At 64.2% G+C, this 12,090-nt stretch carries 10 protein-coding genes; 3 read left to right on the top strand and 7 right to left on the bottom strand.

The genetic code is table 11. The annotated features are described in order from the left end of the window. Positions 1 to 77: 77 nt before the first annotated feature. Entirely contained in the window at positions 78 to 1,058 is a 981-nt protein-coding gene (locus MPZ60_RS04970) for a Bug family tripartite tricarboxylate transporter substrate binding protein (protein ID WP_034353263.1), read from the bottom strand. Between the two features lie 99 nt (positions 1,059 to 1,157). After that, the gene (argH, locus tag MPZ60_RS04965) at positions 1,158 to 2,606 is read right to left on the bottom strand and encodes an argininosuccinate lyase (protein ID WP_034353260.1); all 1,449 of its coding nucleotides are present in this window, start codon (positions 2,604 to 2,606) and stop codon (positions 1,158 to 1,160) included. Positions 2,607 to 2,946: 340 nt separating this feature from the next. Between argH and MPZ60_RS04960 the strand changes: the two genes are divergently transcribed. The 3 genes from MPZ60_RS04960 to MPZ60_RS04950 all read left to right on the top strand — a co-directional run bounded on the left by MPZ60_RS04960 (position 2,947) and on the right by MPZ60_RS04950 (position 5,890). Next, positions 2,947 to 3,906 (top strand): DMT family transporter, encoded by a 960-nt coding sequence (locus MPZ60_RS04960; protein ID WP_034353444.1) that lies wholly within the window; start codon positions 2,947 to 2,949, stop codon positions 3,904 to 3,906. Between the two features lie 195 nt (positions 3,907 to 4,101). Continuing rightward, the gene (locus tag MPZ60_RS04955) at positions 4,102 to 5,172 is read left to right on the top strand and encodes a sensor histidine kinase (RefSeq protein ID WP_034353441.1); all 1,071 of its coding nucleotides are present in this window, start codon (positions 4,102 to 4,104) and stop codon (positions 5,170 to 5,172) included. Next, positions 5,153 to 5,890, top strand: a complete 738-nt coding sequence (locus tag MPZ60_RS04950; RefSeq protein WP_034353257.1) for a LytTR family DNA-binding domain-containing protein — start codon at positions 5,153 to 5,155, stop codon at positions 5,888 to 5,890. The genes MPZ60_RS04955 and MPZ60_RS04950 overlap by 20 nt, the downstream gene beginning before the upstream one ends. A gap of 47 nt (positions 5,891 to 5,937) precedes the next feature. Here the strand turns inward: MPZ60_RS04950 and MPZ60_RS04945 are convergent, their stop codons facing one another. The 5 genes from MPZ60_RS04945 to polA all read right to left on the bottom strand — a co-directional run bounded on the left by MPZ60_RS04945 (position 5,938) and on the right by polA (position 12,089). Continuing rightward, positions 5,938 to 6,897, bottom strand: a complete 960-nt coding sequence (locus MPZ60_RS04945; protein ID WP_034353254.1) for a ZIP family metal transporter — start codon at positions 6,895 to 6,897, stop codon at positions 5,938 to 5,940. A 200-nt stretch (positions 6,898 to 7,097) separates the two neighbouring features. Further along, complete coding sequence (locus tag MPZ60_RS04940) at positions 7,098 to 8,003, bottom strand: dienelactone hydrolase family protein (RefSeq protein WP_034353250.1); 906 nt, start codon at positions 8,001 to 8,003, stop codon at positions 7,098 to 7,100. Positions 8,004 to 8,098: 95 nt separating this feature from the next. Next, positions 8,099 to 8,410: an AzlD domain-containing protein gene (locus MPZ60_RS04935; protein WP_003067787.1), complete on the bottom strand. Its 312-nt coding sequence runs from the start codon at positions 8,408 to 8,410 to the stop codon at positions 8,099 to 8,101. Next, entirely contained in the window at positions 8,407 to 9,069 is a 663-nt protein-coding gene (locus MPZ60_RS04930; protein ID WP_034353248.1) for an AzlC family ABC transporter permease, read from the bottom strand. Before MPZ60_RS04930 ends, MPZ60_RS04935 begins: the two co-directional genes overlap by 4 nt. Before the next feature lie 206 nt (positions 9,070 to 9,275). Further along, entirely contained in the window at positions 9,276 to 12,089 is a 2,814-nt protein-coding gene (gene polA, locus MPZ60_RS04925) for a DNA polymerase I (RefSeq protein WP_034353246.1), read from the bottom strand. Between the last annotated feature and the right edge of the window lies 1 nt (position 12,090).

The raw sequence follows: 12,090 nt of genomic DNA, 5'->3' as shown, positions 1-12,090 counted from the left end.
AGTGCGGGACGGCAGAATGCAAAAAGCCCTGCCTCGCAAGTGAAGCAGGGCCTTGAGCAGGTGCCGCACGCGCGAAACTACTGCGGCTGGAAACCGCTGCGCTGAATGATACCGGCCCAAACCTTGGAATAGGCGGCCTCACGCTCCCCCAACTGGCGGGGATTCATGTATCCAACTGTAAGCCCCAACGCCGTCAGCTGCGCGTAGACGTCACGCTGCTTGAGCACATTGCCCACGGCTGCAGAAAAGCGCTCGACAAAGGCCTGGGGCACGCCCTTGGGCGCAAAGATGCCGTAGTAAGGCATGTCCTCGAAGCCCTTGATACCCTGCTCCAGCAAGGTCGGCACTTCGGGCATGGAGGCCTGGCGCTTGGCGCCCAGCACGCCGATCACGCGCAGCTTGCCAGCCTTCTGGTTCTCCATGAAGTCGGGCACCGAGGCAATGCCGGCAGGAATCTGATTGCCCAGCATATCGGCCAGCAAGGGAGCGCTACCGCGATACGGTGCTGCCACCAGATCGAGCTTGTAGTGGTCGGCCAGGATCTTGACCAGAAATTCGGGCGTCGATGCCGGAGCCGGAATGCCGATGGTGCCGTTCTTGGCACTGCCCCTTGCCCAGGCCGCGTACTCGGCCAGATTCCTCACCGGCGTGTTGCTGGACACGGCCAGCGCATTCACGAAAGTGGCGACCCCGGCCACGGGAATGAAGTCCTGCTGCGGATCGAAGCCCGGCTTTTTCACAACCTTGGGCAGGATGGAGATGGTGTGGTCATGCGTGAGAAACAGCGTATGGCCATCGGCAGGCGAGGCCTTGAGCAGTTGCGCTGCAATCTGGCCGCCGGCGCCGGGACGATTCTCCACCAGCACCGTCACACCGCCCAGTTCGTCCTTGAGCTTGTCGGCCAGCAGGCGCGCAATCGCATCCGAGCCACCGCCGGGCGGAAAGCCCACCAGAATGCGGATGGGCTGGCCCGACGAGGCCCAGGCCAGCGGCCCCAGGGCCGATGCAGCCACCGCTCCCGCACCGGCTCTCAGCAATTGACGACGAGATTGCGTCATGTGTTTTCTCCTTATGCTTTTTCCAGACTAACCAAAACAAAAGCGCCCGGCAAAGGGCGCTTTCAAGGCGTGAACGTTACGCCACAGTGCTTGAGTCCATCAGGCCAGACGAGCGTGGTGCTTGGCCAGTTGCGCACGCACCTGCGCCGGCGCCGTACCGCCCAGCGTGTTGCGGGCATTGAGCGAGCCTTCCAGGCTCAGGGCTTCGAACACATCGGCCTCGATATTGGGGTTGAAGGCCTGCAGCTCCGCCAGCGGCAGCTCGGTCAGGTCCACGCCCTTCATGGTGGCCAGCTTCACGGCGTGAGCCACGGTTTCGTGGGCGTCACGGAAGGGCAGACCCTTCTTGACCAGATAGTCGGCCAGGTCGGTGGCCGTGGCATAGCCCTTGAGGGCTGCAGCGCGCATGTTCTCGGCATTCACGGTGATGCCGCCTTCCTTGACGCCGCTGGCGGGGTTGAGCTGGCCACCGATCATCTCGGCGAAGATGCGCAGCGTGTCCTTGAGGGTATCCACCGTGTCGAACAGCGGCTCCTTGTCTTCCTGGTTGTCCTTGTTGTAGGCCAGGGGCTGGCCCTTCATCAGCGTGATCAGGCCCATCAGATGACCGACCACGCGGCCGGTCTTGCCGCGTGCCAGCTCGGGCACGTCGGGGTTCTTCTTCTGGGGCATGATGGACGAGCCGGTGGTGAAGCGATCGGCGATCTTGATGAAGCCGAAGTTCTGGCTCATCCAGATGATCAGCTCTTCCGACAGGCGGCTCACGTGCACCATGCACAGCGAGGCAGCAGCGGTGAACTCGATGGCGAAGTCGCGGTCGGACACGCCGTCCAGCGAGTTCTGGCTCACGCCTTCCATGCCCAGGGTCTTGGCCACGCGCTCGCGGTCCAGCGGGTAGGTGGTGCCGGCCAGGGCAGCAGAGCCCAGGGGCAGCACGTTGACGCGCTTGCGCACGTCCAGCATGCGCTCGGCGTCGCGCTTGAACATTTCCACATAGGCCAGCATATGGTGGCCGAAGCTCACGGGCTGGGCCACCTGCAGATGGGTGAAACCGGGCAGGATCACGTCCACATTCTTCGCGGCCACGTCGACCAGCGAGCGCTGCAGCTCCTTGAGCAGGCCTTCGATCAGGTCGATCTCGCTGCGCAGCCACAGGCGCACGTCGGTGGCCACCTGGTCGTTGCGGCTGCGGCCGGTGTGCAGACGCTTGCCGGCATCGCCGACCAGCTGGGTCAGGCGCGCCTCGATGTTCAGGTGCACGTCTTCCAGATCCAGCTTCCACTCGAAAGTGCCGGCCTCGATCTCGGCCGTGATCTGCGCCATGCCCTTCTGGATGGAGGCGAAATCTTCGGCTGCAATGATCTTCTGGGCCGACAGCATTTCGGCGTGTGCCAGAGAGCCCTGGATGTCGGCCTGCCACATGCGCTTGTCAAAGAACACGCTGGAGGTGTAGCGCTTGACCAGGTCGCTCATGGGTTCGGAGAACAGGGCAGACCAGGCTTCGGCCTTGGAATCGAGCTGGTTGTGCGAAGGAGCAGATGTAGACATGTGAGGGCAACAATCCCGTAAAACCACAGGCCGCCCAATGCAGAAGTTTGGCGTGACGGCTGTGCAAAGCAGAAACAGGGATTTTATCGGCCTGACCCGGTGCCGGCGCCAGAGCACCCCAGAGCCATTGCCGGCCACTGCGACAAAGCGGCATTCACGCCCCACAAACTCACTAATCAATAGCACCATGTATTTGATGGAAAAGGCCTGCAAGCCTTATTCCCCCAAAACCGGCAAATCCGGCTGCAGCCACCCGGTTTCTGGCTTGCGCGGACAATCACATCGTCCCCGTTCACTTCCCTCCCTGGCCGCTGCCCAAGCGGCTGACGCGCCTTCCGGCATGCATTCCCGCTCTTCCCTGATTTCCGGCCTCGGTTTTGCGCTGGCCGCCTGCGCGCTCTGGGGCGCGATTTTTCTCGTGCCGGCCATGCTGCCGGAGTTCTCGCCGCTGCAGATCACCTTTGGCCGCTTCGTGCTCTATGGCGTGGTGGCCTTATGCGTTTTTCTGCCTCGGGCCACCAGGCTGCTGCCCAGGCTGCAAGCGGCCGATATCCGGCATCTGGTCTGGCTGGCCCTGACGGGCAATGTGGTGTACTTTGCCCTGGTCGCCACAGCCGTGCAATGGATAGGCATGGCCGTGACCTCGCTGATCGTGGGCCTGGTTCCCGTCACCGTGCCGCTGCTGGGACGCAATACCCATGGCGCGCTTCCGTTGCGCCGCATGCTGGCGCCCATGGCACTGATCCTGACCGGCATCGTGCTCGTCAACGCCCATGCGCTGACCACAGGGCCCGAAGGCAGCCAGGGGCGCTATCTGCTGGGCGTGCTGATGGCCGTGCTGGCCATGCTCTGCTGGAGCCGCTACGCACTGGACAACACCCGCTATCTGGCGCAAAGCCGCTTCAACGGCACGGAATGGTCCACACTCTGGGGCCTGGTCGTCGGACTCATCAGCGCCTTGCTTTGGGCGCTGCTCTGGCTGGTATCGCCCGAGGCCAGCGGCGCTGGCAGCCCCGATATTCCAGCCCAGCGCTGGCAGCTGTTCTGGCTGTTCAACCTGGCCGTGGCCGTGCTCTCGTCCTGGCTGGGCAACTGGATGTGGAATGCCGCCAGCCAGCGCCTGCCCATCACCTTCGTGGGCCAGTTACTGGTGTTCGAAACCCTGTTTGCCCTGGCCTACCACTTCCTCTACGAGCAGCGCCTGCCCCGGCTCGTCGAGCTGGCGCCCATGCTGCTGATTCTCGCAGGCCTGGTCTGGTCGCTCAGACGCTTTCAGGCCGCAGGCCGGGCTGCTGCCTAGTTTTGAGTCAGCACAAACGCTGATGCATCAAACCGACAGATGCCGCGCGAATTGCAGCTGCACAGCGGCTGCTGGCCAATAATCACAGGACTTGCACAATTTCGAACCGGGCATGCATCCCTGTCGACAGGGATGCCCTTTGTGCTTTTTTCGCCCCAGTCTGCATCCAAGACAGCACCCTGCTCCAGACCACCTGTGCCCATTTCACCGCTCATCGCCGCCACTCCCGCATCAGCCCGCACGGTCCTGGTGTTCGACGCCTGCAATGCCGGTGTGGTCCTGCGTGCCGTGCTGTTTGTACAGGTGGTGGTGAGCACGGCCGCCATCTATGGCGCGGACTCGTTCTGGGAGTGGTTTTCCAGCGCCGCCCTGCTCACCGGGGCTTGCCTGCCCGGTACCCTGGTCTGGCTGATAGCGGCCTGCAGCCTCAAGCACCAGTTGCAGCGCCTGGGCACGCGCGGCCAGTATCTGGCCGGCGTGCTGCTGGGTGCCCTCGCGGGGCTTTACGCCTGCGGCATGCTGCTCTTCATAGGCATAGCCAAAGTCCCCTGGCTGGCCAGTGCCGTCACGGGAGGCCTGCTGGCCGCGCTGCTCGTGACGGCACTGGTGCTGCGCGCGCGCGGCAACACGCCGGCGCAGACCCAGGCCCGTCTCACCGAGCTGCAATCACGCATCAGACCGCATTTTCTGTTCAACACCCTCAACAGCGCGATTGCGCTGGTGCGTGCCGAACCCGCCAAGGCCGAGGCCTTGCTCGAGGACCTCAGCGACCTGTTTCGCTATGCGCTGGCCGAACCCCATCTGACCACCACGCTGGCCCAGGAGATAGAGCTGGCCCAGCGCTATCTGTCCATAGAGCAGGTACGCTTTGGCGAGCGGCTGCAGATGCAGTGGCAGCTCGATGAAAGCGTGCATGGAGCGCTGCTGCCGCCGCTGCTGCTGCAGCCGCTGGTGGAGAACGCCATCCGTCACGGCGTGGAGCCCAATGCGCGCGGCGGCAAGCTGCAGGTCCGCACCGAAAGGCGCGGCAACGAGGCGCTGATCCAGATCATCAACACCTTGCCGCCTGCCAGCGCCGAGCATCAAAGCACGGGCCATGGCATGGCCCTGGACAATGTCAAGGCCAGGCTGTCGCTGCTGCACGATCTGCAAGGCAGCTTCAGCGCCAGGGTACGCGATGGGCTGTATGTGGTGCGCCTGAGCGTGCCTTTGCTGCAGACCGACCCAAAACCGGGACAATCCCGCCATGCACATTCTGATCGTTGATGACGAAGCTCTGGCCCGCACCAGGCTGCGCACTCTGCTCGGCGACTGCGCACATGGCCCCCACCATATCCAGGAAGCCGCCGATGGCGAACAAGCCCTGCAGATGCTGCAGGCCGCACAGCCGGCCCCGGTGCAACTGGTGCTGCTGGACATCCACATGCCGGGCCACAACGGGCTGCGACTGGCAGCGACTCTAGCCGAGCTGCCCAACCCGCCCGCCATCGTGTTCGTGACAGCGCATTCCAGCCATGCGCTACAGGCTTTCGAGCTCGATGCAGTGGACTATCTGACCAAGCCCGTACGCCTGGAGCGCCTGCAGCAATCGCTGCAAAAGGCCGAACGTGCGCTGAGCACGCGCAGCGTCGTGGACAGCGGCCCCGTGCTGCTGATCCAGGAGCGCGGCGGCACGCTGCGGCTGCCGCTGTCCGAAGTACGTTTTCTCAAGGCCGAGCAGAAATACATCACCGTGCGCACCGTGCAGCGCAACTACATCCTCGACGGAGCGCTGGCCGATCTCGAAACCCGCCATGGCGAGCATCTGCTGCGCATACACCGCAACGCCCTGGTGCTGCGTGCGGCCTTGCGCGGCCTCGAGAAATATGACGACCCGCAGGAAGGCGAAGGCTGGGGTCTGCGCCTGCAGGGCGTGAGCGAGCTGCTGCCGGTATCGCGCCGCCAGCTGGCGGCGGTCAAGACCGAGCTCAAAGATATTTCCTGAATGAAAAAACCGGCTGGAAGCCGGTTTTTTATCGACTGCAGTTGCAATCAATGTTCGTGCTTGTGCGCCGCTTCATGGGCAGCCGCGGGCGCGGGGGCGGGCTCGTGCGCATGCCCGACCTCGGCACCATGATCATGGTCATGCTCGTGTCCATGGTTGTGCGCCGCGCCGCTCATCACCGTCACGATGACAATGCCCAGCAGCAGCCAGAAGACCTGGGCTGCGGTTTCCTTGGCGCTCAGGCGCTTTTGCAGCTGGGGAATCAGGTCGGCCAGCGCCACATAGATAAAGCTGCTTGACGCAATGACCAGGAAATATGGCAGCAGCTCATGCAGCTGTCCGATGAGGAAATAGCCGGCCACCCCGCCCAGCGTGGTCACGGCTCCTGCCATGGACACCTTGATCAGCGCCACGCGGCGATTGCTGCTGGACTGGCGCAGCACCACGATATCGCCCATGTGGTGAGGCACCTCGTGCGCCAGCACCGACAGCGCAGCGATCAGGCCCAGACGGATGTCGGCCACGAAAGCCGATGCAATCAGCACGCCATCGCCAAAGCAATGCACGCTGTCGCCCGTCAGAATGGCCCAGCCGCCCTTGCCATGGGTGTGGGCGTGCGTATGCTCGCCATGCTCATGGCGGGCGTGACCATGCTGGTGATCGTGGCCATGACCGTGAGCATGGTGCACGGCAACAGGCTGGTGGGCGTCGCCATGCGAATGCTCATGGCCGTGGTGCCAGAGCTCGGCCTTGGACAGCAGAAAGAAAAACACCAGCCCGATCAGCAGCACCACGAACAGATCATGGGACTTGCCGTGGCTCTCGAACGCCTCGGGCAGCAAATGCATGAAGGCCGTGGCGAGCAAGGCTCCCGCCGCCAGGCTCAGCAAACGCTGGGGCATCAGCCCTGGCGTGCGCCCCCCTCCCAGACTCATCAACAACGCGGCCACCCAGACGCTGCCGATACCAGCAGCCAGGGTGGCCAGAATAATTGCTACCAATGTCATAGCTTTATATGGCTTAACCGCAACCTTTTACAGGCGAATCCTGGGGATTTTCGCAGAATGCGCGGTCCAACGCGGCCCGCTTGCGACTATCCCCATACCGTCAGCCCCGGATGCACATGACGTGCATGGCATGCCGGGACTTCTTTCACCTTAGCAAAGCTGTCAAGCCCCACGTGCCGAAAATTTCGGCGCATGAGGCATCAGGCCACGCCATGCTGGTTGAACCAGGTCAGCATGCGCGTCCAGCCGTCCTGCGCGGCCTGCTCCCGGTAGCTGGGGCGGTAGTCGGCATGGAAGGCATGGGGTGCATCGGGGAAGATCACGAACTCCGAGGCCCTGGCCGCGGCAGAGCCGCTCTTGAGCGCTGCCTTCATGGCTTCGACCGACTCAAGCGGAATGCCGGTATCCTTGCCGCCGTACAGGCCCAGCACCGGCGCCTTGAGCTGCCCCACCAGTTCCAGCGGATAGCTGGGCTGCAAATCGTTCTTGTTGCCCTGCAGCCGCCCGTACCAGGCCACGCCGGCCTTGAGCGGCGCATGCGCCGCATAGAGCCAGGTGATGCGCCCGCCCCAGCAAAAGCCGGTAATGGCCAGCTTCTTCACATCGCCGCCCTGCGTACCCGCCCATTGCACGGCCGCGTCCAGATCGCCCATGACCTGGGCATCGGGCACCTTGGCGATCACCTCGCTCATGAGCTTGGCCATCTCGGCATAGGCCATGGGATCGCCCTGGCGCACAAACAGATCGGGCGCTATCGCCAGATAGCCGGCACGCGCCAGGCGGCGGCAGGTGTCGGCAATGTATTCGTGCACGCCGAAGATTTCGGAGATCACCAGCACCACGGGCAGATTCTGCCTGCCCGCAGGCATGGCCCGGTAGGCCGGCAGCTTGAAGCCTTTGACATCGATGCTGACCTCACCTGCCGTCAGGCCGTCGACCGGAGTCTTGATGGCCGTCTGTGCCATGACCGGTCCGGCGGCGCAGGCATAGCCCACGCCCAGGCCGGCCCCCAGGGCCGTGCGCAAGGCCGCGCGGCGGCTGGGCCGGGCATCGGCGCGACCGCCGAGCAGCCCCTGCATATCCTGAGCGATGTCTTCGTACTTCATGGATCCTCCTTGGGTTGATGGAATCTCAAGCCCGCCCGGCTCGCGCAGCAAGCCGGGCTGGCCATGCAGTCTAAGGCCAGTGCCTTGCAGTCAGTTCAGACCAGCCAGCGCAGCAGCGCCGCAGCGGCCGCACCCAGAATCACCACCAGCAGGAACGGTGCCCGCAGCCACAGGGCCAGCGCCGCCACCAGCAAGGCGCCCAGACGCGCATCCAGGCTGATGCGCGTGCCGCTGGCCAGGGTGTTCATCACCGTCAGCGATGCCAGCAGCGCCACCGTCAGACAGGCCGCGATCTGGGCCATGCGCGGGCTGCGCATCCAGCGCTCGGGCAGGCTGTAGCCCAGCAGCTTGGTCACAAAGGCTAGCGCGCAGGCCAGCAAGATCCATTGCCACAGGGACAGCGTCATTGCTCGGCCTCCGAAGGACGCACCCAGCCCCAGAAGGCGCCCAGGGCCGCGGCCAGCAGAATCGGCACGCCTGCGGGCACCCAGGGTATGGCCAGGGCCGTGACCAGGCCGCAGGCCAGTGCCAGCGCCACCGGCTCGCGCGCATTGAGGCGCGGCCAGAGCAGACCGAGAAAGGCCGCCACGGCGGCTCCGTCAAGACCGAAACGGCGCGTGTCGCCCAGCGCATTGCCCATCAGCGCGCCCAGCAAGGTGAACAGATTCCAGAGCAGGAACACGCCCGCCCCGGCAACCCAGAAGCCGCGCCGCTGCTCGGCCAGATCTTCCTGCCCCGATGCCGTGGCTGCGGATTCGTCGATGGTCCAGTGCGCGGCCAGCCAGCGCTGCAGCCCTTTGACCCCCAGCAGACGGCTCATCTGCATGCCGTAGATGGCATTGCGCACGCCCAGCAGCGAGGCAGCGCTCACGGCCGCCATGCCGCTGCCGCCGCCCGCCACAACGCCGATGAAGGCGAACTGCGAACCGCCCGTGAACATCAGCGCGCTCAGCGCCATGGTCTGCCAGAGATTGAGGCCGGCCGCCACGGAAAGCGCACCGAAGGAGATGCCGTACAGCCCCGTCGCCACCGAAATCGACAGCCCCATGCGCACGGCGGGCGTCATTGCAAAGCCTTTGAACAAGATATTTCCCGCAACAAGCTAGAACAATTCAGGAGCTGACAGCGCATGTGAACAAAGCACTTCAGGTCAAAAACAAGCTGAAGTTCTTTATTAGAAAGCGCAAGCAGCTCTCTTTTTTAAGGATTCGTCTCGGCAAGACCTAGTCGCCCCGGGACGAACGCATATCAGTGCGCCTGTTGATGAAAAGCTCAATGCGCTTTTTCCCAGCTGCTGCCAAAGCCGATCTCGGCCAGCAGCGGCACGGACAGGTCGGCCACGCCGGCCATGATGGCCGGGATCTCGGCCTGCACCCAGTCCCTGGCGGATTCAGGCAGCTCGAACACCAGTTCATCGTGCACCTGCATGATGACCAGCACCTCGGGCTTTTCGGCATCCAGCCTGGCCTGCACGGCCACCATGGCCTTCTTGATCAGATCGGCCGCCGTGCCCTGCATGGGGGCGTTGATGGCGGCGCGCTCGGCCGCTTTCTTGCGCGGGCCGTTGCCGCCATTGATCTCGGGCAGCACCAGGCGGCGACCGAAGACGGTCTCCACATAGCCCTGGGCGTGGGCCAGCTCCACGGTCTGGTCCATATAGCGCTTCACGCCCGGGTAGCGCTGGAAGTATTTGTCGATATAGGCGGCCGCAGCCTTGGTTTCAATGCCCAGGTTCTTGGCCAGGCCGAAGCTGCTCATGCCGTAGATCAGGCCGAAGTTGATCACCTTGGCATAGCGACGCTGCTCGCTGCTGACCTCGTCCACACTCACGCCGAAGACTTCGGCCGCCGTGGCACGGTGCACGTCCAGGCCGTTCTTGAAGGCACTCAGCAGCGCCTCGTCGCCCGACAGGTGGGCCATGATGCGCAGCTCGATCTGCGAATAGTCGGCACTGGCAATCAGCTTGCCCTCGGGTGCCACAAAGGCTTCACGCACGCGACGGCCTTCAGGCGTGCGCACGGGAATGTTCTGCAGATTGGGGTCGTTGCTGGACAGACGCCCCGTCACCGCCACGGCCTGGGCGTAGTGGGTGTGCACGCGGCCGTCGCTGGGCAAGGCCATCTGGGCCAGCTTGTCGGTGTAGGTTCCCTTGAGCTTGGACAGCGAGCGGTGTTCAAGCAGCTTGGCGGGCAGCGGATAGTCCTCGGCCAGCTTTTCCAGCACTTCCTCGTCCGTGCTGCGCGCGCCGGTGGCGGTCTTCTTCACGACGGGCATGCCCAGCTTGTCGAAGAAGATCTCTCCCAGCTGCTTGGGGGAGGACAGATTGAAGGGCTGGCCCGCAATCTCGTAAGCCTCTTCCTCGAGCTTGAGAATGCGCGCGCCCAGATCGTTGCTCTGGCGCGCCAGCTCGCCCGCGTCAATGCTGACGCCATTGCGCTCGATGCGAAACAGCGCTTCGCTGGTCTGCATTTCCAGCTCGTAGATATGCAGCAGCCCGGCATGGGCCTGGATGCGCGGCCACAAGGTGTTGTGCACATCCAGGGTCTGGTCGGAGTCCTCGCAGCTGTACGCAGCGGCCTTGTCCACGCTCACCTGGGCAAACGGAATCTGGTTCTTGCCCTTGCCGCACAGGTCCTCGTAGCTGATGCCAGTACGACTTACGTGGCGCAGCGCCAGGCTGGTCAGATTGTGCGGGCGGTCGGCTTCGAGCACATAGGACTGCAGCATGGTGTCGTGCGCATAGCCGCGCACGGTGATGCCGTGATTGGCAAACACATGCTGGTCGTATTTGACATGCTGGCCCAGCTTCTTCTTGCCGGCATCTTCCAGCCAGGGCTTGAGCCTGGACAGCACCATGTCCATATCGAGCTGCTCGGGCACATCCATGCCTTCGTGGCGCAGCGGAATATAGGCGGCCTCGCCCACGGCCACGCTGAAGGAGATGCCGACGATGCGGGCCACCATCTCGTCCAGCGAATCGGTCTCGGTATCCAGCGCGGTCAGCTCGGCGGCGCTGATCTTGGCCAGCCATTCATCGAGCTGAGCCTCGCTCAGAATCGTGGTGTAGAGGACATCGCGCTGCTGGGCAGTCACGGCGACCTCGGTCGCCGCCGCGTCATCGGCATCGAACAGGCCGCCCTGGGCACTGTCGACCTTGGCAGCCTTGCCTGGCTTGGCCGCCTTGGCTTCGGCCGCCGCGGCGCCCAGCGTGCGCACCAGCCCCTTGAAGCCGTATTTCTCGTAGAAGGGCGCAAGCGCTGCGCTATCGGGCTCGGCCAGCGTGATGGCATCGAGCTGCGGCAGGCCGCTGATATAGGAGGACAGATCGCAGTCGGTCTTCATGGTCACCAACTGGCGGCTCAGCGCCAGCTGACCGCTGGCAATCGCATCGCGCAGGTTCTGACCGGCAACGCCCTTGATATCTGCGGCGCGGGCGATCAGATTGTCCAGCGAACCATGCTCCTCCAGCCACTTGGCTGCAGTCTTGGGTCCGACCTTGGTCACGCCGGGCACGTTGTCCACGGTGTCGCCCACCAGGGCCTGGTAGTCGATCATCAGCGCCGGCGGCACGCCGAACTCGGCCGTCACTCCCGCCACGTCGCGCTTCTTGCCGTTCATGGTGTCGATGATGGTCACATGCTCGCCCACCAGCTGGCTCAAGTCCTTGTCGCCGCTGGAGACGATGACCTGTATGCCCTGGGCCGCCGCGGTCTGCGCCAGCGTGGCGATCACGTCATCGGCTTCCACGCCGGGCACGGCCACCACTTTCCAGCCCAGCAGCTGAACCACCTCGTGGATGGGCTCGATCTGGCTGCGCAGATCATCGGGCATGGGCGAGCGCGTGGCCTTGTACTCGGTGTACATCTCGTCGCGGAAGGTCGGGCCCGAGGCGTCGAACACGCAGACGGCGTAATCGGCCTGCACATCCTTCCTCAGCGCCTGCATCATGTTCACCATGCCGCGGATGGCGCCCGTGGCCGGGCTGGCCGGGTCGCCTGGAATCGCCCGCAGGTCGGGCATGGCATGGTAGGCGCGGTAGAGGTAGCTGGAGCCGTCCACCAGCACCAGGGTCTTGGAATTGCTCATA

The organism is Comamonas sp. 7D-2 (genome assembly GCF_022749555.1).
GTDB lineage: Bacteria > Pseudomonadota > Gammaproteobacteria > Burkholderiales > Burkholderiaceae_C > Comamonas > Comamonas thiooxydans.
The sequence above is the reverse complement of the archived record's forward strand: the minus strand, read 5'-3'. Positions and strand labels throughout refer to the sequence as shown.